Source organism: Novosphingobium sp. BL-S-21 (genome assembly GCF_055521655.1).
The window spans coordinates 2,778,446-2,803,130 of the sequence record NZ_CM145496.1 but is presented as its reverse complement, the minus strand read 5'-3'; the positions used below and the strand labels follow the sequence as shown (position 1 = coordinate 2,803,130).

General features: G+C 66.3%; 20 protein-coding genes. 5 read left to right on the top strand and 15 right to left on the bottom strand.

Annotated elements, in window-relative coordinates; genetic code table 11:
- Nucleotides 1–19 precede the first annotated feature (19 nt).
- The 9 genes from ACZ1J6_RS21900 to cyoA all read right to left on the bottom strand — a co-directional run bounded on the left by ACZ1J6_RS21900 (nucleotide 20) and on the right by cyoA (nucleotide 9,454).
- The gene (locus ACZ1J6_RS21900) at nucleotides 20–1,252 is read right to left on the bottom strand and encodes an amidohydrolase family protein (RefSeq protein WP_431568647.1); all 1,233 of its coding nucleotides are present in this window, start codon (nucleotides 1,250–1,252) and stop codon (nucleotides 20–22) included.
- 111 nt (nucleotides 1,253–1,363) lie between these two features.
- A complete protein-coding gene (locus ACZ1J6_RS21895; RefSeq protein WP_243841118.1) occupies nucleotides 1,364–2,299 on the bottom strand; it encodes a LysR family transcriptional regulator in 936 nt (311 codons plus the stop codon).
- Nucleotides 2,300–2,459: 160 nt separating this feature from the next.
- Entirely contained in the window at nucleotides 2,460–3,014 is a 555-nt protein-coding gene (locus ACZ1J6_RS21890) for a response regulator transcription factor (protein WP_431568646.1), read from the bottom strand.
- Nucleotides 3,011–4,336: an ATP-binding protein gene (locus ACZ1J6_RS21885; protein WP_132261660.1), complete on the bottom strand. Its 1,326-nt coding sequence runs from the start codon at nucleotides 4,334–4,336 to the stop codon at nucleotides 3,011–3,013. The genes ACZ1J6_RS21890 and ACZ1J6_RS21885 overlap by 4 nt, the downstream gene beginning before the upstream one ends.
- Nucleotides 4,324–5,106, bottom strand: coding sequence for an SURF1 family protein (locus ACZ1J6_RS21880; protein WP_431568645.1), 783 nt, complete (start codon nucleotides 5,104–5,106; stop codon nucleotides 4,324–4,326). The genes ACZ1J6_RS21885 and ACZ1J6_RS21880 overlap by 13 nt, the downstream gene beginning before the upstream one ends.
- A 22-nt stretch (nucleotides 5,107–5,128) precedes the next feature.
- Entirely contained in the window at nucleotides 5,129–5,506 is a 378-nt protein-coding gene (gene cyoD / locus ACZ1J6_RS21875; RefSeq protein ID WP_208324890.1) for a cytochrome o ubiquinol oxidase subunit IV, read from the bottom strand.
- A complete protein-coding gene (cyoC, locus tag ACZ1J6_RS21870; RefSeq protein WP_132261656.1) occupies nucleotides 5,506–6,144 on the bottom strand; it encodes a cytochrome o ubiquinol oxidase subunit III in 639 nt (212 codons plus the stop codon). Before cyoC ends, cyoD begins: the two co-directional genes overlap by 1 nt.
- Before the next feature lie 3 nt (nucleotides 6,145–6,147).
- Entirely contained in the window at nucleotides 6,148–8,154 is a 2,007-nt protein-coding gene (gene cyoB, locus ACZ1J6_RS21865) for a cytochrome o ubiquinol oxidase subunit I (RefSeq protein WP_132261655.1), read from the bottom strand.
- Nucleotides 8,155–8,161: 7 nt separating this feature from the next.
- Nucleotides 8,162–9,454 carry a ubiquinol oxidase subunit II gene (cyoA, locus tag ACZ1J6_RS21860; RefSeq protein ID WP_132261653.1) on the bottom strand — a complete coding sequence of 431 codons (1,293 nt, stop codon included), beginning with the start codon at nucleotides 9,452–9,454 and terminating at the stop codon, nucleotides 8,162–8,164.
- A 195-nt stretch (nucleotides 9,455–9,649) separates the two neighbouring features.
- Here cyoA and ACZ1J6_RS21855 point away from each other — a divergent pair, with 195 nt between their 5' ends.
- Nucleotides 9,650–10,963 carry an MFS transporter gene (locus tag ACZ1J6_RS21855; protein ID WP_132261652.1) on the top strand — a complete coding sequence of 438 codons (1,314 nt, stop codon included), beginning with the start codon at nucleotides 9,650–9,652 and terminating at the stop codon, nucleotides 10,961–10,963.
- Nucleotides 10,964–11,249: 286 nt separating this feature from the next.
- Entirely contained in the window at nucleotides 11,250–13,700 is a 2,451-nt protein-coding gene (locus ACZ1J6_RS21850; RefSeq protein WP_431568644.1) for a TonB-dependent receptor, read from the top strand.
- A 75-nt stretch (nucleotides 13,701–13,775) separates the two neighbouring features.
- On the opposite strand, the gene ACZ1J6_RS21845 is transcribed toward ACZ1J6_RS21850, so the two are convergent.
- The 6 genes from ACZ1J6_RS21845 to ACZ1J6_RS21820 form a co-directional block, all read right to left on the bottom strand.
- Nucleotides 13,776–15,191, bottom strand: a complete 1,416-nt coding sequence (locus ACZ1J6_RS21845; RefSeq protein WP_431568643.1) for an efflux transporter outer membrane subunit — start codon at nucleotides 15,189–15,191, stop codon at nucleotides 13,776–13,778.
- An 11-nt stretch (nucleotides 15,192–15,202) separates the two neighbouring features.
- A complete protein-coding gene (locus ACZ1J6_RS21840; RefSeq protein WP_431568642.1) occupies nucleotides 15,203–18,388 on the bottom strand; it encodes an efflux RND transporter permease subunit in 3,186 nt (1,061 codons plus the stop codon).
- A gap of 66 nt (nucleotides 18,389–18,454) precedes the next feature.
- Nucleotides 18,455–19,744, bottom strand: coding sequence for an efflux RND transporter periplasmic adaptor subunit (locus tag ACZ1J6_RS21835; RefSeq protein ID WP_431568641.1), 1,290 nt, complete (start codon nucleotides 19,742–19,744; stop codon nucleotides 18,455–18,457).
- On the bottom strand, nucleotides 19,741–20,142 hold the full coding sequence (locus tag ACZ1J6_RS21830) for a hypothetical protein (RefSeq protein WP_132261645.1): 402 nt from the start codon (nucleotides 20,140–20,142) through the stop codon (nucleotides 19,741–19,743). The genes ACZ1J6_RS21835 and ACZ1J6_RS21830 overlap by 4 nt, the downstream gene beginning before the upstream one ends.
- A 479-nt stretch (nucleotides 20,143–20,621) precedes the next feature.
- Nucleotides 20,622–21,233: a TetR/AcrR family transcriptional regulator gene (locus ACZ1J6_RS21825; RefSeq protein WP_431568640.1), complete on the bottom strand. Its 612-nt coding sequence runs from the start codon at nucleotides 21,231–21,233 to the stop codon at nucleotides 20,622–20,624.
- A 95-nt stretch (nucleotides 21,234–21,328) separates the two neighbouring features.
- Nucleotides 21,329–22,141, bottom strand: coding sequence for a ferredoxin--NADP reductase (locus ACZ1J6_RS21820; RefSeq protein WP_132261641.1), 813 nt, complete (start codon nucleotides 22,139–22,141; stop codon nucleotides 21,329–21,331).
- Between the two features lie 667 nt (nucleotides 22,142–22,808).
- Between ACZ1J6_RS21820 and ACZ1J6_RS21815 the strand changes: the two genes are divergently transcribed.
- The 3 genes from ACZ1J6_RS21815 (at nucleotide 22,809) to ACZ1J6_RS21805 (ending at nucleotide 24,682) form a co-directional block, all read left to right on the top strand.
- On the top strand, nucleotides 22,809–22,982 hold the full coding sequence (locus ACZ1J6_RS21815; RefSeq protein WP_431568639.1) for a hypothetical protein: 174 nt from the start codon (nucleotides 22,809–22,811) through the stop codon (nucleotides 22,980–22,982).
- A gap of 102 nt (nucleotides 22,983–23,084) precedes the next feature.
- Entirely contained in the window at nucleotides 23,085–23,621 is a 537-nt protein-coding gene (locus ACZ1J6_RS21810) for an RNA polymerase sigma factor (RefSeq protein ID WP_431568638.1), read from the top strand.
- 98 nt (nucleotides 23,622–23,719) lie between these two features.
- Entirely contained in the window at nucleotides 23,720–24,682 is a 963-nt protein-coding gene (locus ACZ1J6_RS21805; protein WP_431568637.1) for a FecR family protein, read from the top strand.
- Nucleotides 24,683–24,685: the final 3 nt, after the last annotated feature.

The window sequence follows — 24,685 nt, the reverse complement described above, 5'->3', positions numbered from 1 at the left end:
CCCTTAATAAACCTGGTCTTCAGCTCGGTTCGATCTCGGCAGGCGCCTTATGGAGCACCCCGCCCTTCATGATCATCTTCAGCCGGTCCTTGTCCTGCAGGATCGCGACGTCCGCCGTGGGATCGCCGTCGACCAGCAGCAGGTCGGCCAGCCAGCCTTCCTTCACCAGCCCGACCTCAAGCCCCATCAGCTCGCCGCCATACTGGGTGGCGGAGCGCAGCGCCTCGGCAGGCGTGAAGCCGTAATGCTGGACGAAGTGCTCCAGATCGCGGGCGTTGCGGCCATGCGGATTGAACGGGAAGCCATAGTCGCCGCCGGTCAGGATGCGCACGCCGCGTGCCTTGAGTTCGGGCACCAGCTTGCCTTCCAGGCCCATGCGGACGTTGGCGCTGGCCTTCATGTGCGTCATGTCGACATGCGGCGGCGGATTGGCCTCGATCGCGGCGATGGAGACGCCGGGACCGGGTGCGTAGAAGAACTTGTCGTTGTCCGCCGCCATGCGATCGACGGTGGCGTCATCCGCGAAGGAGCAGTGGTAGAGCACGCGCGCGCCGGCATCGAGCGCGAGGCCGATGGCCTCGGGGGAATAGGTATGCGCTGCGATCCACAGGCCGGCCTCGCGCGCGGCCTCTCCGGCGGCTTCCAATTCCTCGCGGGTGTAGAGCACATCCATCGCCGAATTCGGCTTGAGCGCGTCCTCTCCGGAGACGACCAGCTTGATCGATTGGACGCCCTCGTCCTTGCAGTAAGCCACGAAATTGCGCATCGCCTCGGGCCCGCGCCCGTTGAACACGTCGCCGGTGTCGACGCCTTCGTCGCCTTCCGGGCTGCGTTCGAGGGTGGAGGGCACCATGCGCGGCCCGGGCGTCTCGCCGGCGGCGATGGCCTGCGCCAGTTCCGGCTCGATCATGTCGCCCAGCGCGCCGGCCGAGTAGATCGAGGTGAAGCCGTGGTCCAGCAGCACCCGCGCATTGCGCCAGGCAGCGACTTTCAACTCGTCGGCCGGGAGGATGAACTGGTGATAGATCTTCTCGACCGACGACCCCCAGGTGAGGTGCGTGTGGGAGTCGACCAGGCCGGGCATCAGCGTCATGCCGTGGCCATCGATTACGGTGTCGGCCTCTTCCCCCGCCAGCGCGTCTGCGCCAAGGGCCACGCGCTGGATGCGCTCGCCCTCGATCAGCACCGCACCGGCCTGCGGCGCGGAGCCGGTGCCGTCGAAAATGGAAACCTGGCGGATCAGGGTCCGCATCGCTCTCTCTCCCGCGCTTTGTCGTTCGGCCGGTTGCCGGCTTGAGAGAGGTTTTGCCCCCTATTGGCCCTCAAGTAAAATAATGAGTTTTCTATTTGCCATAGGTGCAAACTATGGAACGACGGGCAAGGCCTTCAGCATGGCTTCCGCCAAAGGAGAGAGCCTCCGCCGGGCGAGGCGCAGCACGCCGACGCTGCGTTCGAACACGGCTTCCTTGATGGCGATGGCCCGGATCGATCCGTCGGATGCGCCGTCGAGCGCCACCGTGCGCGGAAGCACCGTGACCCGGTCCGTCTCGCGCACGATCGCGCGGGTGGTGAGCAGCGAATCGCAGCGGATCGTGGTGCGCGGCACCGAGACGCCCGCGGCGATGAACAGCGCGTCGACCTGCCGGCGAAAGGCGCCGCGCGCCTCGGGCAGGACCCAGGGATAATGCTCGACATCGCGCAGGGACACGCTGTCACCCAGGTCCGCATGGCGCGGACCGACGATGAGCGCGAAGGGATCGCGGGCAGAGGTCACTTCCTCGACATCGGAAGGCACGTTCTGGATGCGGGTGGTGACGAAGGCCAGTTCGATCTCACCCTTGCGCAGCATGTCCAGCAATTGCTCATCGGGCCGCTCCACCGCGCTCAGCGCAAAGTCGCCTACGGCCTGCTCGACGCGCAGGATCGCGCCGGGCAGCAGCGTGAGCAGCGCGCCGGGCGTGCCGCCGATCCGCAGCGGACCGGCTATGCGGTGGCGCGCATGCTCGACATCGCTCACCGCGTCGGACAGCAACCGCGCCATGGCCTCTGCCGGGCGGCGCAGCACTTCCCCCTCCCGGGTAAGCACGATGCCGCCGCGCCGCCGCTCGAACAGGACGACGCCGAGCCGCCGCTCCAGCAGGGCGATGGTGTTGGAGACGGAGGGCTGCGAAAGGTTCAGCATCCGCGCGGCGGCACTGATCGAGCCGGTCTCGCAGACGATGCGAAAGGTCATCAGGGCGCGGGGATCTATGGCCGGCATGCGCGCCAGCGGCAGGGAGGAAGCGGGTTCGTCCGTCATTCAGTGTTCCTCTCGTCGGCCCTGCTGGACCTTGCGGCGACTTCGACTTCGCCGCTCTCCTGGCCGCCCCCCCGCCGAACGGATTGCTGCTGCTGTCGAGAAACGGAACCTGAAAGGGGCCGGGACGGCGAGCCCGGTTCCGCGACGCGATCGCCGCGTCCTAGATCTGCCGCTTTTCCAGCTTGCGCGCGAGCGTGCGGCGATGGAGGCCGAGGCGGCGGGCGGCCTCGGAGATGTTGAATTCGCATTCGACGAGGGTGCGGTGGATATATTCCCACTCCAGCGTCTTGATCGAACTGCGCCGGCCGTCGACCGGCACACTCGCATCGCCCTCGCCGCTGGTGAAGGCGGCCTCGATGTCGTCGGTGTTCGAAGGCTTGGCCAGATAGTGCGAGGCGCCGAGCTTGATCGCCTCCACCGCGGTCGCGATCGAGGCATAGCCTGTCAGCACGACGATGCGGGTTCCCGGCGAGCGGGCGTGGAGAGACTGCACCACGGCCAGCCCCGAGGATGCCCCGAGCTTGAGATCGACCACGGCATAGTCGAAGACTTCGTCCACGCTCAGCGTCTCGGCCTCGTCCGGGCTGCCCGCCGAACTGACGCGGTAGCCGCGCCGCTCGAAGGAACGGCGCAAGGTGCGCGCGAAAGTGGGATCGTCCTCGACGATCAGCAAGCTGGCACCGCCGGGCTCGTTCGCAACTGTTTCCGTCATCATGCCCCGGCTGTGTCCTCGCCCTTCCTGGGCTCGTAGGCCAGTGTAGCAAGGGGAATCGCAAGTTGCACCCTTGCCCCGCCATCGGCGAGATTGTCGACCGCAACCTTGCCGCCGAGCTTGCGGATCACGTTGACGACCAGGAACAGCCCCAGCCCCCCGCCGTCGCGCCCCTTGGTCGAGGCATAAGGCTGGCCGACCCGCGGCAGCATGTCGGGCGCGAAGCCGGGTCCACGATCGCTGACGGTCAGGACCAGCCCGCCATGGTCCACCCGCGCCTCGATCACGACGAGGCCGGGCGAGACTTCCACGGCATTGTCGATCACGTTGCCGATCACCTGCCGCAGGCCGGGATCGGACACGATCGAGCGGTCTTCCTCGATGCGGTCGATGAAGCGCAGTTCGCCGGGCATGCGGGCACGCCATTCCTCCACGATCTCGCCCAGGAAGCCGCGCAGGGTCGTGACGGCCGGGTCGATGCCGCGGATCTCGCCGGCCGACATCAGGATGCCGCTGACGATGTTCTTGCAGCGCGCCAATTCGCGGCGCACGTCGGCGAGGTCGGCTGCCATGTCGGGATCGTCGGCAATGCCCGGCTGGCGCGCCCAGTCGCCCAGGATCACCGAGATCGACGACAGCGGCGTGCCCAGTTCATGCGCCGCGCCCGATGCGAGCAGGCCCATGCGGATGATATGGTCTTCCTCCACCGCCTGCTGGCGCAGCGCGGCGATCTTGGCGTCGCTCTCGCGCCGCGTGAAGTCCAGCCGCGCCACGAAGACGATCAGCAGCACCGCAGCCAGCACGAAACAGAACAGGCTGCCGTAGATGTAGAGTTCGAAGGGATGCTGGGCGTAGCGCTCGGGCAATTGCAGCGGCACGTAGAAATAGGTCAGCAGCAGCATGCAGAGGCAGGCGTTGATCGCGACCAGCGAACTCCAGCGCAAGTCGAGGATCACCGCGGCGATCACGATCTGGAGCAGGAACAGGAAAGTGAAGGGATTGGTCGCGCCGCCGCTGTGGTAAAGCTGCCAGCAGAGCGCGATCACGTCCACCATCAGCGCCGAGAACAGCTCGCCTTGCGTGAAGTCCCGCCGCCGCAGCACCACGCTGGCAGACGCGAGATTGACCACGATCAGCAGCAGCGGCGCCAGCAGCAGCGGCGCCAGCTCCAGCTTGACCCCCAGCCCTTGCGACACGATCACGATCGTCGCCAGCTGGCCGAAGACCGCCGTCCAGCGAAGCTGGGTAAGCAGCACGACATTGGCGCGGCTGGCCGATCCTCCGGGCAGTCCGTGCGGGGCGAACAGCTCTATCAGGCGGTCCATCGCCCGCGCCGCCAGACGAAGATCAGCGCCATGACCGACATGGCCGCCATGGCGAACCACGTCAGCGCATAGCTCAGGTGGCTGTCGGGGAAGTGGACCTGGGTGAGACCGGGCACCGGGCGCAGGCCCTCCACCGGGGCGGCCTGCTCGACTTGCGCGTCGATGAAGGCCGGTGCGACCGCGCCGATCCCGCGCACCAGCGCCAGCGCCTTCACATCGCGCGAATACCAGCGGTCGGCGGCGGGCTGGTTGGACTGGAGCACGCTGCCGCCCGGCTCGGTGGGGCGAAGCAGGCCGGTCACTTCGACGGGGCCCGGCGGGGTCGTGGCCGCAGCGGCCTCTCGCCGGGTACCGGCGGGCACGAAGCCGCGGTTGATCCAGACCTGCCGACCTTCGGCGGTCCTGATCGGCGTCATGGTCCAGTAGCCGGTGCCGAGTTCGGTGGCCGCCCGCACGAGCGAGGTTGCCCCCGCCTCGTAGCTGCCGGAAATCCTCACCCGCAGGTAATCGAGATCGCGCGTGCCCTCGCCGGTCGCGCCGGCGTCGTTCAAGCGCGCATCGTCAGGAACCGCGACCGGGGCCGCGTGGACGCGGGCCTCGACACGGGCGATCAGCGCGTGTTTCCAGTGCATGCGCTGCACCTGCCACACGCCGAGCGCCGCGAACATCGCGAAGGCCAGCAACAGAAACGCGGCGAGCCCCCAGGGCCGCCGCGCTTCCGCTTGATCCGTTACTGTCCGCATTGCTTCGGTCAGGTTGGTATCGTTCATTTCGCCTCGATCACGACGAGAGTCAGGGCAACTGGCCCATGTCGTGGGCGGTCATCGGCATCATGTTGTGGTTCAGGTGGTACATCACCCAAAGCGAGCCGGAAAGCGTGATCACGAGAATGACGATCGTGAAGATCAGCGCCATGACCGTCCAGCCGTTCTCGGCCTTCGTGTTCATGTGCAGGAAGTAGATCATGTGGACCACGATCTGCACCGCGGCGAAAGCCATGATGACCAATGCCGTGGTCGACTTGTCGGCGATCGCGCCGGTCATCACCAGCCAGAACGGAATGGCGGTGAGGATGACCGAGAGGATGAAGCCGATCACATAGTCGCGGAGCGAACCGTGGCTGCCGTGATCGTCGTCGAGATGGTGGTTGGGGTGAACGTGGTCGCTCATCACAGCATTCCCATGAGATAGACAAAGGTGAAGACGCCGATCCAGATCACGTCGAGGAAGTGCCAGAACAGCGAAAGGCACATCAGGCGGCGCTTGTTGGCCGGGATCAGGCCCTTCTTGCCGATCTGGACGACCAGCGTGAACAGCCAGACCAGGCCGAACGTGACGTGAAGGCCGTGCGTGCCCACCAGCGAGAAGAACGCGGTGAGGAAGCCCGAGCGCATCGGCGTCGCGCCCTCATGGATGAGGTTGGCGAATTCGTAGAGTTCGATCGCGAGGAACGAGGCGCCGAACACGGCGGTCACGAGCAGCCAGAGCTGCGTCGCGCCCTTCTTGTCCTTTTCCATGGCGAGCATGGCGAAGCCGTAGGTGATCGAGGAGAACAGCAGCATCGCCGTGTTCACCGCCACCAGCGGCAGTTCGAACAGGTCCTTCGGTCCCGGCCCTGCCGCGAAGCTGCCGCCGAGCACACCGTAAGCGGCGAACAGCATCGCGAAGATGAGGCAGTCGCTCATCAGGTACATCCAGAAGCCCAGCATGGTGCTGCCGCCTTCGGGATGGTCGTGCTCGTTCAGGTCGTAGAAGGCGGCCTGAAGTTGCGGCTGGGACAGTTCCGTCTTGATTGCAGTCGCAGTCATCGATCAGGCTCCTGCGGCTGCAAGCTGGCGCGTACGCGCGGCCTCGGTCGCTTCGACCGTCTCGACCGGGATGTGGTAATCGCGCTTGTAGTTGAAGGTATGGAAGATCGCGTAGCCGATCACGCCCAGGAACGACACGGCTGCGAGCCACCAGATGTACCAGATCATCGCGAAGCCGAGGACGGTCGACAGGCCGGCCAGGATCAGGCCCGTTCCGGTGCCCTTGGGCATGTGGATCGGACGGTAGCCGGTGGTCGGACGCTCCACGCCGCAGCGCTTCATGTCTTCCCAGGCGTCGATGTCGTGGACGATCGGCGTGAAGGCGAAGTTGTACTCCGGCGGCGGCGACGAGGTCGACCATTCCAGGGTACGGCCGTTCCACGGATCGCCCGTTTCGTCCTTCAGTTCCTCACGCTTCCAGATCGACACGGCGAACTGGACGAGCATGGCACCGATGCCGCCTGCAATCATCAGGGCGCCGAAGGCGGCGATGATGAAGAAGATCTGGATCGACGGATCGTCGAACACGCGCATGCGGCGGGTCACGCCCATCAGGCCGAGGATGTAGAGCGGCATGAAGGCGAACCAGAAGCCCGGGACCCAGAGCCAGAAGCTGACCTTGCCCCAGAATTCGTTCAGGCGGAAACCGAAGGCCTTGGGCCACCAGAAGTTGATCGCCGCGAAGATGCCGAACAGCACGCCGCCGATGATGACGTTGTGGAAGTGGGCGATCAGGAACAGCGAGTTATGGAGCACGAAGTCGGCAGGCGGCACCGCGAGGAGCACGCCGGTCATGCCGCCGATGGTGAAGGTGAGCATGAAGGCCACCGTCCACATCATGGGCAGGTCGAACCGGATGCGGCCACGGTACATCGTGAACAGCCAGTTGAAGAGCTTCGCGCCGGTCGGGATCGAGATCACCATCGTGGTGATGCCGAAGAACGAGTTGACGCTCGCGCCCGAACCCATCGTGAAGAAGTGGTGCAGCCAGACGAGGTACGAGAGGATGGTGATGACCAGCGTCGCGTAGACCATCGACGAGTAGCCGAACAGGCGCTTGCCGCTGAAGGTGGCGGTGACTTCGGAGAAGACGCCGAACAGGGGCAGGATGAGGATGTAGACTTCCGGGTGACCCCAGATCCAGATCAGGTTCACGTACATCATCGGCGAGCCGCCGAAGTCGTTGGTGAAGAAGTTGAAGCCCAGGTAGCGGTCGACGGTGAGCATGGTCATCACGGCCGTCAGCACCGGGAAGGCGGCGACGATCAGGATGTTGGTGCAGAGCGCGGTCCAGGTGAAGATCGGCATGCGCATCATGGTCATGCCCGGCGCGCGCATCTTGACGATGGTCGCGATCAGGTTGACGCCCGAGAGCAAGGTGCCGACACCGGCGATCTGCAAGGCCCATATATAGTAGTCTACGCCGACCCACGGACTGTAGGCCAGGTTGGACAGCGGCGGATAGGCCAGCCAGCCGGTCTGCGCGAACTCACCGATGAACAGCGAGGCCATGACCAGCACGGCGCCTGCCGTCGTCATCCAGAAGCTGAAGTTGTTCAGGAACGGGAAGCTGACGTCTCGCGCGCCGATCTGCAGCGGCACGATGTAGTTCATCAGGCCGGTGACGAAAGGCATCGCCACGAAGAAGATCATGATCACGCCGTGGGCGGTGAAGATCTGGTCGTAGTGATGGGCGTTGAGGTAGCCCTCGTTGCCGTTGAAGGCGATCGACTGCTGGATGCGCATCATGACCGCGTCGGCGAAGCCGCGCAGGAACATGATGAGACCCAGAATCATGTACATGATGCCGATCTTCTTGTGGTCCACGCTGGTGAACCACTCCTTCCAGAGATAGCCCCAGAGCTTGAAGTAGGTCAGCGCCGCCACCAGCGCCGCGCCGCCAAGGGCGACGACGACGAACGTGGCGAGCACGATCGGTTCCTGTGGCATGGCGTCCCACCACAGGCGGCCCAATAGCGGGCTCCAGTGCGAATGGTCTACAACTTCCATTGTTCTATCAGTTCCGGGAAATCTGAGAGGAGTGCGCGGCTTCGTTGGCGGCCACAGGCTCGCCCTTCGGTGCGGAGAGCGCCTGCTCGTCCTTGCCGAAGAGCGGCAGCGACTGCGGGGCCGCCATGCCGGCACCGGTCAGCGAACGCAGGTTGGCGGGCGCCTTGACCGTCTTGTCGGGCGCGGAGCCCGGCATCTGGCGGCAGAGCGCGCGAACCCAGGCCAGCTCGCGCTGGATGGCCGCGTTCGGGTTGGCATTGGCCGTGGCTGCAGCTTCGCGGCCGTGCTTGTCGTAAGCGAGCATCTCGACGTTGCGGATGCCGGCCTTGCCGAGGCCGCCGCGCGCGTCGAGCGCCATCATTTCGCTCATGCACATCTTGCCGGGCTCGACGCACATGTCGACGATCGCGTCGTAGAGGTTGGGCGCGACGGTGGCGTAGCGCGTGGCCGGGACCTTCTCGCTCGGCTTTTCAAGCTCGAGATAGGCGGCGCGGTCAAGATTGCCGCCGGTCTCGCCGTTCGTGGCAGGCGTGCCGGCCTTCACGTCGGCCGTCCACTTGGCGAAGTCCGCCTCGGTAACGGCATGCGTGGCGAAGCGCATGTTGGAGAAGCCGGCGCCAGAGTAGTTGGCCGAGAAGCCGACGGTTTCGATCGGCTTGTTGACCACGGCGTGCAGGCGCGTTTCCATGCCCGGCATCGCGTAGATCTGGCCGGCCATGGCGGGCACGTAGAAGGAGTTCATCACGCTCGAAGAGGTGATCTTGAACTGGAGCGGACGGCCGGTCGGCACGACCAGCTCGTTGACGGTGGCCACGCCCTGCTCGGGATAGATGAACAGCCACTTCCAGTCGAGCGCGACGACTTCGACTTCCAGCGGCTTGGCATTGGCGGCTACCGGGGTGGTGGCGTCGATGCGGCCGATGGTGCGGTAGGGATCGAGAAGGTGGGTGGTCACCCAGGTCAGCGCACCCAGGCAGATGATGATCAGCAGCGGGGCCGTCCAGATCAGCAGTTCGAGCTGGGTCGAGTGATCCCAGTCCGGCTGATAGACAGCCTCCTTGTTCGACGCGCGATAACGCCACGCGAACAGGACCGTCGCAGCCATGACCGGGACGATGATCAGCAGCATCAGCAGCGTGGAGATGACGACGAGGTCACCCTGCTGACGCGCGACATCGCCGGCCGGGTTCAGCACGACGGTGTTACAAGCGGAAAGCGCGCCAGTCAGGGACAAGGCGGCAAGGACTTTGGCGAGCGCGGTCAGCTGCCGCGGCTTCGGTCTGGACTCGGGTGGGCGCATGGGTGGAGCGCCTAGGCTCATGCCGCGAGTGCGAACATAGGACATTTTGTCCAATCCCCTTGACGGCCATCAATGACGATAGGGCCTCACCATGTAGCCGGGCGTTTCGCGCGCCCGCCTTGATTCGTCCGCATCCGGCAGGCTTTATCCAGGGCCGGCCGCGCGCGGACCCGAAACGAAGGCCGCAGAATCGAAATGACCAGCATCCCCCAGCCCCGCGAAGCCCTGGGCCTGCCGACGTTCAAGGAGCATCACCAGCCGTCGCCCGGTGAAATCGCCATCGGCGTGATCATCGGCCGAACGTCGGAGTTCTTTGACTTCTTCGTTTACGCCATCGCCTCGGTGCTGGTGTTCCCGAAGCTGTTCTTCCCCTTCGTCGACGCGCTGACCGGCACGCTCTATTCCTTCGCGGTCTTCGCGCTGGCCTTCGTGGCCCGCCCGTTCGGCTCGCTGATCTTCATGGCGGTCGACCGCGCCTATGGCCGCGGCACCAAGCTGACGATCGCACTGTTCATGCTCGGCGGCTCCACCGCGGCGATCGCGTTCCTGCCTTCGTATGAATCGGCCGGAAACACCGCGATCGTCCTGCTCTGCCTGTTCCGTCTGGGTCAGGGCTTCGCCCTTGGCGGCACCTGGGACGGCCTGGCCTCGCTGCTCGCGCTGAACGCGCCCGAGCACAAGCGCGGCTGGTATGCGATGATCCCGCAGCTCGGCGCACCGTTCGGCCTGATCGTGGCCTCCACGCTCTTCGCCTTCATGATCGCCGCCCTCCCCGCCGCCGACTTCCTCGACTGGGGCTGGCGCTATCCCTTCTTCGTGGCTTTCGCGATCAACGTCGTCGCGCTCTTCGCGCGCCTTCGCATCGTCGTCACCGAAGAGTTCGAGAACCTGTTCGCCAGCCGCGACCTTCAGCCGGTCAGCGTCGGCGCCACGCTCCGCAACGAGTGGAAGACCATCGTTCTGGGCGCTTTCGCCCCGCTCGCCAGCTTCGCGCTGTTCCACATGGTCACCGTGTTCCCGCTCTCGTGGGTGTTCCTCTTCACGCCCGATTCGCCGATCAGCTTCCTGCTGATCGAAGCGCTCGCGGCCGCCTTCGGCGTCGTCGCGGTGATCGCTTCGGGGCGCATTGCCGACCGTTTCGGACGCCGTAACCTGCTGGGCAGCTGCGCCGTCGCCATCGCAGTGTTCTCGGGCTTCGCGCCGCAGCTCCTCGATGCCGGTCCGGCAGGCGAAATCGCCTTCATGATCATCGGCTTCATTCTGCTCGGCCTCGCTTTCGGCCAGTCCTCGGGCGTCGTCGCCTCGGCCTTCGCCAGCGAGCATCGCTACACCGGCTCGGCGCTCACGAGCGATCTGGCCTGGCTGTTCGGCGCCGGCTTCGCCCCGCTTGCAGCGCTGCTGCTGTCCAGCCACTGGGGCCTGATCGCCTCGGGCGGCTACCTGCTCTCCGGCGCAATCGCCACCCTGGCGGCGCTCTGGCTGAACAAGGAACTGGCCAGCCGTAACTGATCGGCTGCCCATGGCGGGCCGCTTTCGGCGGCCAGTCACCCTATCGATCGGCAAGGGGGCGCTTCGGCGCCCCCTTTTCGTTGCGGCGGGCGATCTCCCAAGCCCGGCCAGACCCCGGCGCAAGAGCGAATCGGGCGATTTCAGCGGCTTCGAGAGAATTTGGGCGAGTGTTCAAATAACGCCATGCCGTAGTTTGTCAGAAATGAAGCCATTTCATTTGACAAAAAGGGCCTCGCGCAAGCACCCATTCTCCCAATCAAGAGCAAAGAAATCGGAGGGAGAGTCAATGCGTGCGTTCAAGCAGCTGATGCTGTGTTCGGCGGGCCTGTCGGGTATGTGCGGCCTGGGGTGGGTTGCCCCTGCCCTGGCCCAGGAAGCGCCCGATGCGGTGTCGGCCAACGAAGCCAACGTCATTATCGTCCAGGCCCGTCGCCGCGACGAAGACGTGCAGGACGTTCCCGCCGTGATCGACACCGTCACCGCTGACGAGATCGGCAAGCTCAACTTGCGTGACTTCAAGGAAGTTTCGACGCTGGCGCCGGGTCTCCAGCTCGACACCAATGCCAACGGCATCGGCGGCAACGCCAAGATGCGCGGCGTCAACTTCGACGTGAACGCCAGCGGCAACAACCCCACCGTCGAATTCTACATGAACGACGCGCCGATCACTGCCGGCATCGTGCTGCAGCAGATGTACGACATCGGCCAGATCGAAGTGCAGCGCGGCCCCCAGGGCACGCTGCGCGGCCGCGCCTCGCCCTCGGGTTCGATCACCGTCACCACCAAGAAGCCCGACCTCTATTCGCTGGGCGGTTTCGTGGACATGACGGCCAACGACATCGGCACGCAGAACATCAAGGCCGGCCTTAACATCCCCGTGATCGAGGGCATCGCCGCGATCCGCGCCGCCGGCGTCTGGGATGAGAACGAGCTGGACCGCGTCCGCTCGATCTACACCAACCGCGATCCCTGGTCGCGCACCAAGAGCGGCCGTATTTCCGGCCTCGTCACGCCCACCGACTGGCTCCGCTTCGAAGGCATGTACCAGCGCCTCGACCGCGACCAGCGCAGCTACGACCAGATCGCCTCCTTCTCGGAGGTCAATCCGGACGCCGCGCCCAGCCCGGTCTACATCTCGTCGAAGGACCGCCTCTCGAACTACGAGAGCCCGCGCCTCGTCAACCAGGCCTTCGATGTCTACAACTGGCGCGCGGAAGCCAGCGGCTGGGGCCAGCGCCTGATCTATCAGGGCCAGTACTATACCCAGAAGATCCACTCGACAGAGAACTTCGACAAGGGCAACGCCTTTGCCGGCAATGTCGACCAGATCACCGATACCCGTTCCACCTCGGAATCGCATGAAGTCCGGCTGCAGAACGAAGCGCGCCTGTTCGGCATGGTCGACTATGTGGCCGGCTTCTTCGACAGCCACAACAAGCCGCATACGGACCTGACCAACCCGACGATCGTGGCCCTGCCCGCGGCCTTCGGCGGCGGCATTGCGCAAGTCGTGCAGACGCCGATCACCAGCCAGGGCAAGACTCACGAACAGTCGATCTTCGGCAACCTCACCGTGCATATCGGCGATGCTACCGAAATCTCGGGCGGCGCGCGTCATATCGATTACAAGGACGAGAGCCAGCTTATCGTCAACGGCGCCACGATCTCCAACAATGCGCAGAAGGCGAAGAAGTGGATCTACAGCGGGTCGATCAAGCACAACTTCACGCCTGACCTCATGATCTACGCCGCCACCGGCAGCTCCTGGCGGCCCGGCATCAATGTCGTCGGCGATTTCAACATCACCCCTTCGCCGCTGGAAAACTCGTTCCTTCACCTGCCGGCCGAAACCTCGGAATCCTATGAAATCGGCCTGAAGTCCACGCTCATGGACGGCCGCCTGCGCTTCAACCTCACCGGCTACCACCAGAAGTTCAAGAACTACCCCTACCGCGTACCGGGTTCGGGCGTGTTCTACGTCAACACCGTCGCCCTGCGCGATCCCACCACGGGTGCGGTCACCGGGCTGGCCCAGCAGGTCAACAACTTCAACTTCGTCGGCGCCGTGCCGGTTGAGGTCAACGGTGTCGAAGGCGACGTCTCGTTCGACATCACGCAGGGCTGGACCTTGAACGCCTCGGCCAGCTACTCGCTGGGCAAGATCAAGGGCGGCAGCGTGCCGTGCAACGATCTGGACGGCGATGGCGTGCCCGATGCAACCACCAGCGCGCCCTCGCTGGCGGACCTTCAGGCCGCAGTCGGCGCCAACAACATCGCCGCCTGCAACGTCTCGCAGCGGGCCTCGTTCATGGCGCCCTTCTCGGCCACCGTGCAGAGCGAATATTCGTTCCCGGCCTTCGGCGGCAACGATGCCTACCTTCGCGGCCTCCTGACCTACACCGGCAAGTCGCAGGGCGACCCTGGCAACGCCTGGGACGACGTGAGCGACTATGCCCTGGTGAACCTCTTCGCGGGCCTGCGCTCGGGCGACGGGGCATGGGAGATCGGTCTCTACGCCAAGAACGTCTTCGACACGACGAAGACGCTCACCCGCACCAACCCGCTGTTCACGGCTTATCAGCAGCTTGGCTTCGCGGGCCAGTTCAACCCCGCCACCGGCCGCCCGGTCTTCACCGGACCGACGGGCGCCACGGCCACAAGCACGTATACCGGCGTGACCACCACGGCCCCGCGCGAATTCGGCATCAACGTGCGCTACGCCTTCGGCTCGCGCTGACCGCAACGGCCGATACGAAAAGGGGGCGGCAAGGCATCACCTTGCCGCCCCCTTTCGTTTGAGCCGCGAAGCCCGTCAGGTTTCCTGCCAGCTGCCACCCAGCGCGCGGAACAAGTCCACTTGCGCGAAGGCCACGGCGCGGGTCGCCGCTGCATAGTCGGCTTCGGACTGGGCCAGCGTGCGCTGGGCGTCGAGCACGTCGAGCGCATCGATCTGGCCCCTGGTCTCGCGCGCCAGACTGACGTTCGCCGCCCGCTCCGCCGCATCGCGGGCCGAGGCGAGGCGCGCCTTGCGCAGCAGGGCGTTGCGATAGGCCGAAAGCGCCGTCTCGGTCTCCTCCAGCGCGCGCAGCACGGTGCCGTCGAAACTGGCAAGATCGGCCTTGGCATCGGCCTTGGCCCCGCCGATCCGCGAACGGATCGCTTCCTGGTTGGGGAAAGCCCAGGAAATCATCGGCCCGAGCAGCCAGCGCAGCGGTCCGCCGCCGAAGATGTCGGTCGCGCCGACTGCCGTGGTGCCGATCGATCCGCCCAGCGTGATCTTGGGATAGAGATCGGCCGTGGCCACGCCCACGCGGGCGGTGTCCGCCGCAAGACGGCGCTCCGCCGCCTTCACGTCGGGGCGGCGCGCCAGCAGGGTGGCGCCGTCACCCACGGGAATCGGGCTGCTCACGTCCGGCGTGGTGGTGCGGGTCCGCGCCGCCTCGGGCAGGTCCTGCGGGGTGCGCCCGGTCAGGGTCGCGAGGCGGAACAGCGCCGCATCGCGGGCAGCCTGGAGGCTCGGGATCATCGCCGCCTGCTGCTCGCGAAGCTGGGTGACGCGGATCACGTCGAGCTTCTCGTTGAGGCCGCGCTCGAAGCGGGCATTGGTGATGCGCGACGAGCGGTCGAGCAGGTCCACCGTGCGCTGCGCAACGCCAAGCTGGTCGGCGGCGCTGGTGGCATCGACATAGGCGCGCACGGTATCGGCGACGACCGTCACCCGCACCGCATCGGCATCCTCCTGCGCGGCGCCGAGATCGCCGCGCGAGGCCTCGACCCCGCGCGAAACGCGGTCGAACAGGTCGAGTTCGTAGCTGACCGCAAGCTGGCCATCCACGCGGCGCCCTTCCCGATCGAAACCGGGAAGAGCCTGCGCTTCGGAAACGCGGCCATAGGTCCCGCTGGCGCTGACGTCGGTCTGCGGCAGGCGGTCCGAGCGGGCGCCGCGCAGGCTGGCGCGGGCCTTCTCGATCCGCGCCACGGCCACCCGCACATCGGTATTGGCGGCCAGGGCATCGGTCACCAGGCCGTCAAGCACCGGGTCGTTGTAGAGCCGCCACCAGGTATCGTCCGGCGCGGCGGCCGTGACTTCGGCGGTCTGGACGCCCACGAAGGGCGCCGCTGCCTGGGCCGGCGGCGTCGGCGCGACATAGTCGGGTCCGACGGCGCAGGCCGAGAGGGTCGTCGCGGCGAGAAGTCCCGCGACCAAGGATTTGATATTCAGGGACATCTTGCGTCCTTTCATTCCGCCGGCACGACCGCGTGGCTGGCGTGATGACCCGCTGCAGGCTTGCGCCGCAGGGAGGCCGCCAGCTTGCGGCAGACGACATAGAAGGTAGGCGTGAACAACAGGCCGAAGGCGGTGACGCCGGTCATTCCGAAGAACACCGCCGTGCCCAGCGCTTGGCGAAGCTCAGCGCCCGCACCCTTGGCGATCACCAGCGGCACCGTGCCGAGGATGAAGGCCAGCGAGGTCATCAGGATCGGGCGCAGGCGGGTGCGGGCCGCGTAGACGGCTGCCTCCACCGGCGAATAGCCCCGTTCCTCCTCGGCCTGCTTGGCGAATTCGACCACGAGGATCGCGTTCTTGGCGGCAAGGGCAATCAGCACGACGAGACCGATCTGGGTGAGGATATTGTTGTCCATCCCCCTGAGGTTCACGCCGAGCATGGCCGCGAAGAGGCACATCGGCACGATCAGGATGATCGCCAGCGGCAGGGTCAGGCTCTCGTACTGGGCGGCGAGCACCAGGAAGACGAAGAGCACGGCCATGCCGAACACCACGCCGGCGGTATTGCCCGCGGTGGCCTGCTGATAGGCGATACCCGTCCACTCGGTGCCGTAGCCCGAAGGCAGGGTTTCGCCTGCGATCTTCTCCATCGTCGCCAGCGACTGGCCCGAGGAATAGCCCTTGCCGTAGCTGCCGTCGATTTCCACCGCCGGGTGCAGGTTGTAGCGCACCACGCGGTAGGGGCCGGTCTGGTCCTTGAAGGTCGCGACCGAGCCGACCGGTACCATCGCGCCCGAGTCCGAGCGGGTCTGGAGGTTGGCGATGTCCGCGGTGGATCCGCGATGCTCGGCATCGGCCTGCGCGGTGACGCGATAAGTGCGCCCCAACAGGTTGAAGTCGTTGATGTAGGCCGAACCGAGGTAGACCTGCATCGCCTCGAAGACCTTGGCGGGAGAGACGCCCAGCATGTCCGCCTTGCGGCGGTCGACGTCGGCGAAGACGCGCGGGGTGTTCATGGTGAACAGGGTATAGACCTGGCTCAGTTCGGGGGCCTGGTTGGCCTTGGCGATCAGCGCGCCGGCCGCCTTCTGAAGCTCGGCCAGACCGCGCCCTTCCTTGTCCTCCACGACCATGCGGTAGCCGCCCGGGGGGACGATGCCGTTAATGGTCGGCGGCGGGATCAGCAGGACCTGCGCCTTGTCGTAGCCCTGCATCGCGGCCTGGGCCTGGGCCATGATCCCTTCATAGGTCACGCCGAGAGCTTTCCGCTCCTCGAAGCTCTTGAAGGGGAAGTAGATGGCGGCGGCGTCCGGCGCGGCGGTCTGCGAAGGACCGTGGAAACCGGCGAACATCACCGCGCCGCGCAGGCCCTTCACCGGCAGGATGCGCTTGGCGACTTCCTGCGTCACTTCGTCCGTGCGGTTGAGCGAGGAGCCCGGCGGCAGGAAGATCGCGGCGAGGAAGTAGCCCTGGTCCTGGTTCGGGATGAAGCCCGCAGGCGTCGCCCAGAACAAGCCCACGGTGGCGGCGATGAGCGCGGCATAACCGGCCATCATCTTCACCGGGCGCTTCACCAGCGTCAGCGTGAGGCGGGCATAGCCCTCGCTCATGCGTTCGAAGCCGTGGTTGAACCTGTCCGCGGCGCCTTGCAGCGTGCGCTTCCAGCGCGGGGCGCCCTCTGGCAGGGCATGGCGTTCCTTCAGCAGCATCGCCGCCAGGGCCGGAGACAGCGTGAGCGAAAGCACCAGCGAGATCACCGTGGCGGTGGTGATCGTGACGGCGAACTGCTTGTAGAACTGGCCCGACATGCCGGTGATGAACAGCGTCGGCACGAAGACCGCGCAGAGCACCAGGACGATGGCGATCAGGGCGCCCGTCACTTCGTCCATCGAGCGGCGAGCAGCCTCCAGCGGAGACATGCCCTCCTCGATGTAGCGTTCCACGTTCTCGACCACGACGATCGCGTCGTCGACGACGATGCCGATGGCGAGCACCAGCCCGAACAGCGAGAGGTTGTTGAGCGAGTAGCCGACCGCCGCCAGCATGATCGCGGTGCCGACCAGCGAGACCGGGATCGCGATGATCGGAATGACGGCGGCGCGCCAGTTCTGGAGGAAGACGAGGATGACGAGGACGACGAGGATCACCGCCTCGAACAGGGTGTGGTACACCGCGTCGATCGACTGGCCGATGAACTCGGTGGGGTTGTAGATGACGGAGTATTCGAGGCCCTTGGGGAAGTGCGTGGCCACGTCGTCCATCTCGGCGCGCACGGCCTTGGCGGCATCGAGCGCGTTCGAGCCCGGGCGTTGCAGCACGGCGATCACGACCGTGGGCTTGCCGGAAAGGTAGGTGTTGGTGGTGTAGTCCTGCGCGCCCAGTTCCACGCGCGCCACGTCACGCACGCGGACCTGGCGGCCTTCGGCATCGGTGCGCACGACGATGTCGCCGAACTGCTCGGGCGTGGTCAGGCGGCCCTGCATCTCGACGCCGACCTGATAGGCATTGCCGCGATCATACGGCGGCGCGCCGATCGCACCGGAGGAGACCTGCACGTTCTGGGCCTTCAGCGCGGCGACGATCTCGCCCGCGGTCAGGTTCATGGCGGCGGCCTTGGTGGGATCGATCCAGATGCGCATGCCGTAATCGCGCGAGCCGAACAGCTGCACGTCACCCACGCCGTTCAGGCGCGAGAGGCGGTCCTTGACCTGCGTGAGCGCATAGTTCGACAGGTAGTCACGGTTGAACGTGCCGTCGGGCGACTGCAGGTTCACGACCATCAGGAATTCGGGCGAAGTCTTGCGCGTCACCACGCCCATCGCGCGCACCGCGTCGGGAAGGCGCGGTTCGGCAATGGCGACGCGGTTCTGCACGAGAACCTGCGCGGCATCGAGGTCGGTGCCGATCTTGAAGGTGACGGTGATGGTCACCTTGCCGTCGCCGGTCGACTGCGAGGACATGTAGAGCATGTCGTCGACGCCGTTGATTTCCTGCTCGATGGGAGCGGCCACGGTGTCGGCGACGGTTTCGGCGGAAGCGCCGGGATATTGGGCGGTCACCGTCACCGTCGGGGGGACGATGTCGGGATATTGGCTGACCGGCAGGCCGAAGAACGCAAGCGCACCCACCACGGTGAGGATCACCGCGATGACGCCTGCGAAGATCGGCCGGTCGATGAAGAACCGGGAAAATCGCATGAGAATATGCCCCTGTCACGGGGAGCGGTCACTCAGGTCGAGGACCGCTCCCCCGATGGGTGAATGTCAGTTGGCGAGCGTGGCCTGCGCGGCCACGGGCGCGCTGGGACCGGAGACGACCGCAGCCGCCTTGGGATCCACCGCGATCTGGCCGCGGCGGGTATTGACCTTGGCGCCGGCAATGGCGGCCTGGTAGTTGGAGATGACGACGCGGTCGGTCGGGGCCAGGCCCGAGCGGATGACGCGAAGGCCGTCCACCAGCGGGCCGAGTTCGACCGGCTTGGCCGCGACTACGCTGTCCTTGCCCACCGTCAGCACCACCTTGCGGGCCTGGTCGGACTGGATCGCATCGTCGGGCACCAGCATGGCCTTGACCGTGCCGCCTTCGGCCAGACGCATGTTGCCGAACATGCCCGGCGTCAGGAAGCCGTCTGGATTGTCGAGCACGGCACGCACGCGGATCGTGCCCGAGCGCGGGTCGAGGCCGTTGTCGGTGAAGTCCAGCTTGCCGTTCCAGCGATAGGCCGCCTCGTCCTGGAGGCGGACCTGTACGTTGGCGGCGTCCTTGTGCTCGGCCTTCTCGCGCTGGGTCTTGAGGAACAGCGCTTCGGAGGCATCGAACGTGAAGTAGATCGGGCTGACGGCATTGATCGTGGTCAGCAGCGTGGCGCCGGTGCCGTTCTCGCCCGAGACGAGGTTGCCCACGTCCACGCGGCGGTCGGAGATCCGGCCCGAGATCGGCGCGCGGACGGTGGCGAACTCGACGTCGAGCGAACGCTGGCGCACGCGAGCATCGGCGGCGGCCAGCGCGGCAGTGGCAGCGCGGACCTTGGCGCGAAGCTGGTCGACTTCGCTGGCGGCCATGGCCTCGTCACCCTTGAGCCCGGCGACGCGGGCATAGTCGGACTTGGCAAGGACGAGCGCGCTCTGGGCGGAGGCCACTTCGGCCTGCGCCTCGGCCAGTGAAGCGCGGTAGGGACGCGGATCGACGGTGAACAGCGGCTGCCCTTCGCGGACGAAATCGCCGTCCTTGAAGAACAGCTGCGTGATCGCGCCCGAGACACGCGGGCGCACTTCCACCGACTTGCTGGGTGCGAAGCGGCCGACATAGTCGTCCCACTCGGTCACGTCGCGCATCAGCGGATTGGCGGCCTGGACGACGGCAGGCGCCATCGGCGCTGCGTCGGCTTCGGAGTGGCTGAAGGTTTTCCAGCCGATGCCCGCCACCGCGACCAGCGCGATGGCGGCAATGGCGGCCTGGCGCCCGCGGGACGGGCGGCCTCGCGGGCGGCTGCGCGGAAGCTCGGCTTCCGCTTCCGCCGCGGCGAGGGTTTCTGGGGATACGGGGAAATTCACGCGGCAAGCCTCCGGAACGGGGCGCGGGAGCGCCCGATAAAATCGATGACGGCGCCGATCTTGGCTTCGCTGTGGCCGGCCGCGCGGGCTTCCTTCATGACGGAAGCGGGCAGCGTGTAGCCATGATGCCAGGCCTGGACCGCCAGGCGGCGCAGCGCTTCCAGCTCCTCGTTGGCGAGCGTGGGCGAAGGCGGCTGCGGGCCGAAGATCAGGCGGGCGAACCAGCCGCGCTTGCGCTGCGGCCGGAGCGTTTCGAGACCATCTCCCCGCGCCAGTTCGACGATCCTGCGCTCGAAGCGCGAGAGGATTTCGGACACGGCGCCAAGGGGCGTCTCGGGAATGGGGCGGGTTACGGGCAGCGCCTGGAGCGCCGCATCGGAAAAGTCGATGAAGGCCATGATTCGTGCTCCCTGGAAAGTGCCCGGCACGCGCCCTCGGGACAGGAGGGGAAAAAGGGCGCGCGCCGGGGTTCTCCGGCGCAAGGGGCGTCGGAAAGTCTTGGGACACAGAAAGACACTCCCCGGAATCGCACTTCCGAAAACGTCTTCTGCACAGGTTCGTATTCTAGGAGTCACCTGCGGGGACAGGCGGCACCGAGGGGAGGCCCGGTTGACCGGACCCTTGGGAACTTGGCCCCCGCTACTCCCTCAAGCGGCGAGTCGGGTTACCTCGTTCTGTACCAAGCGGTATATATTGCGGTGCAGTATCCCGTCAAGCGACTTTCTGTACCGCTTGGTAAGATTTGTTCGAAAGTGCTCATTTCAAGGCCTGAACGCCGGTTGAATGAGATTTTTTCGAAGGGCCCGTTTACGCGGCGTCAACCTGACACACGTTCAGGATGATCCGGGGAAGCGCGCGAATTCGGCGCTTAAGCCGCTTAACGGCCCGGCCACATCGTCAGGTAGGTATCGACGACGCCCTTCAATTCCTGCGCGCAGGAACCGCCCTGGGCCTTGACGGACATGCCCTGGAGCACCGTGGTCAGGCATTGGGCCAGGCAGCGCGGATCGACGGTGTCGGGCAGATCGCCCTCGGTCTTGCCGCGTTCGAAGCGTTCGATGAGCGCATCCTCAGTGGCGATCCGGCGTTCGGTGACGAAGTTGCGGATCGAGGGATCTTCCATCGTGCAAGTGACGGTGGACATCACACCCAGGCAGCCATGCGGATCGCTGCCGCCGCAATGGGTGGTGATCGCCCCTTCCAGCAGCCGCTCGGCCACGCCGCGCGCGGTGGCGGCTTCCAGCGCCTTGCCGACATAGGCCAGCTTGTCGCGCTCGTAGAGGTCGAGCGCCTTCTTGAAGAGTGCTTCCTTGTTGCCGAAGCAGGCATAGAGGCTAGGCTTGGTGATGCCCATGGCCTCGGTCAGCTCCGCCATCGACGCGCCTTCGTAGCCGCGCTGCCAGAACACCCGAAGCGCCGCCGTCAGCGCCTCTTCGGGGTCGAACTCACGCGGACGACCGCGAGTCGTAGTGGGGGCCGAACATTTCATACCGGTCGGTATATAGGTAGCACCCTGCCGTCCGTAAAGTGTCACGCTCGATCATAGACCGAGCGTGACAGGCAACGGAAGAAGCCGGGACTTCCTTAACCTACGAACGCACGTTCGATGACGAAGTCGCCCGGCTTGGCATTCGAACCCTCGGTGAAGCCCCAGGATTCGAGGTCGGCCGAGAAGTCCTTGATCATGTCCATCGAGCCGCAGAGCATCACGCGGTCGGTCTCGGGGTTGAAGCGCGCATCGCCCTTCAGACCTTCGAACATGCGGCCGCTTTCCACCAGGGCGCCGATGCGGCCGCTGGTATGGAAGGGTTCGCGCGTGACGGTGGGCACATAAGTCAGCTGCACCAGCGCCTGCTCGGCCACCAGCGGATCTTCGGCCAGCTGGCTTTCTAGCTCCTCGCGGTAGGCCAGATCGCTGACGCGGCGGACGCAGTGGACGACGACGATCTCGTCATAGAGGTCATAGACGTCCGGGTCGCGGATCAGCGACATGAACGGCGCGAGGCCGGTGCCGGTCGAAAGCATGAACAGGCGCTTGCCCGGCAGCAGCGCGTCCGTGACGAGCGTGCCGGTGGGCTTGCGGCCGAGATAGATCTGGTCGCCCGGCTGCACGAGCTGCAGGCGCGAGGTCAGCGGGCCGTCCGGCACCTTGATCGAGAGGAACTCGATTTCCTCGGCCCACGAAGGACTGGCGATCGAATAGGCGCGCAGCAGTGGGCGCTTCTCGCCCTGGAGGCCGAGCATGACGAACTCGCCGGAGCGGAAGCGGAACGATGCCGGGCGCGACATCGTGAAGCTGAACAGGTGCTCGTTCCAGTGGCGGACGCTGAGAACTTCCTCGACCGAAAGGGCCGTCGTGGGTTCAAGAGTGGGCATCACGGCCTGACCGTCGCTCATCAATTCATTCCTCGGGTGGTAGAGTGGCTAAGCTCACATGTGGGCCCAAACAGGCGCGAGCCCGCAGAGTCAAGGCTTTCAGCGGGGCCGGAAGCATTCCGCATCGCTGCGGAACCGACTGAGCCGCCGCCCCTCCGCACGCCATGCGCGCGCTGGCGGCGCATAGCAGATGCAATCGCAGGCGCAAGCGCCCGGTGCCGGGAGAGGCGAAAAGGGATCATGGGCTTGGAGGTTTCGCCTAGTAGCCCGGTTCGCCGGGCTTGCAACGCAATTGCATTTTCACGCCCGAAAGCCAGACTTGGCCCCGCATCCGGGAACGCCGGTGCCGCACATTGCGCGGCGTTCGGTGTGAATACTCTCACCGCACCATGCGCCGCTCCGCATGAAAGACGCCTGCTGCGGCCACGTCCGGGTGCAGCGACGCGGGAGGCATCGATCGGAACCGGGAGCAAGGCAGCAGCGGCAAACATAGCGGCGCGACTACTATTATTGCTATCGACTTGCAATAGCACACATGCGCGCATCTGTTGACGTGCAGCGCCGGCGACGCGAGGCAAGGCGCGACCCTTCAAGAAACTGGAACAAGACGAACCAACTTATCCCAATACCCTGAACGGCCGAAACGGAGGAAACAGATCCCGCCTCCAACGCCGCGAAAGACCCTGCCATGACCCGCCTTCTCGAACCCTTCCACGACCGCGCCAACCGCTTCGCTGACATGGCGCAGCCGGTCATCATCGCCATGGGAACCGCGGGCCTGACCGGCGGCGCCATGGCGGCCTTGGCCCTGTTCACCGATCGCGCCATCCAATCCCGCGCCGCCGCCGCCGCGCACCGCTGACGAGACGGCCCTGCACCCGGGCCGCGCACCCGCCGGCCTTGCGCGCCAGAGGCTTTCCCCGAGGCTGCGGACAGTCTATCTGTCGCCGCGAAAACCGCGACCATGCCTCCCTCCTCACCCCCTTCCCCCTCCCGATCGGGCCTGGAAGCCGCCTTTCTCGAGAATCGGGACAAGCTGCTGCACTTCCTGCGCGCGCGCGGCGCCGGAGATTCGGCGGAGGACATCGTCCAGGAAGTGTGGCTGAAGATCTCGCGCAGCAGCCCCGGCCCTGTCGCCTCGCCGCTGTCCTATCTGTTCCGCACCGCCGACCTCCTGATGATCGACCGCTTCCGCTCCGCCCGGCAATCCGGCACGCGTGAGCGCGACTGGACGGATGCGAATGCAGACGACGCCGGCGCCTCGCCCGAACCTTCCGCCGAACGCCGCCTTGCCGCCGCGCAGGAAGCCGGGCGCGTGCTCTCCCTCCTCGAAAGCCTGGGCCCGCGCGTCTCGGCCATTTTCCGCAGCCACCGGATAGACGGCATGGCGCAGAAGCAGATCGCGGCCGCATTCGGCATCAGCGTCAGCACCGTGGAAAGCGACTTGCGCATCGCTTATCGGGCGCTCGCCCAATGGAAGGAACGCAGCGATGGGGCCTGAGATCGAAAGGCCTGAGACCGACGGGCCTGGGACCGGCAGCCTCGGAACAACAAGGCCGTCGCCCATTGTCTCCGTCTTCGCCGCAGAAGGAGCGCGCGATGAGTGAAGACGACAAGATCCGGGCCGAGGCGCTCGACTGGGCCGTGCGCGCGGGCGATCCGGCCTTCGAGGACTGGGAAGGCTTCACGCGCTGGCTCGACGAGAACCCCGCCCATGCCGCCGCTTACGACCGGATCGCCGCGTCCGTTCTGGACGGGGCCGAACTGATCGCCGCCGCCGCGCCGGCCAATGACGATGGGGGCGAAACGCCCGTTCCGACAGGCGCCGCGCTGCGCCGGTCGGCGCGGCCGTGGATCGGCGGCGCGCTGGCCGCTTCGCTGGCGCTCGTCGCGGGCCTGTGGATGTGGCAGGCCGGCAGCCGCGACCTCTACCGGATCGAGACCGCACCGGGCCAGGTCCGCACCGTCGTGCTCGACGCGCAGACGCGGGTGGATCTTGCCGGCGGCACCGCGATGGCGTTCGACCGCAAGGACCCGCGTTTCGCCCGGCTCGAAAGCGGCCAGGCGCTCTTCACCGTCCGCCACGACGAGGCCAGGCCGTTCCGCGTGACCGTGGGCAAGGACACCCTCGTCGACGTCGGCACCGTCTTCGACGTGCGCAGCCAGAGCGGCGACCTCAGCGTTGCGGTGTCGGAAGGCGCCGTGCAGTTCAATCCCGAAGCGCAGGACCTGCGCATCGCCCCGGGCGAGATCCTGCAGCGGCGCGGCCGGTCCGGCGACTATACGCTGGGCAAGATCGCGCCGGAGCAAGTGGGCGAATGGCGGGGCGGGCGGGTGACCTTCCAGGATACCGCGCTCGGCGCCGTGGCCGCCGATCTCGCCCGCGCGACCGGCGTGGACTACCGCGTGGCGCCCGGCAGCGCCGAGCGGCAGGTTTCGGGCTCGCTGCTGGTGGCACCGCTGCGCAAGGACCCTGCCGCCCTCGGCCCGCTGCTCGGCGTCGAGGTCCGCGCCGAAAGGCCGGACGGCGCCGATCCGCGCTGGGTGATCGGCGTGCGCTGATCG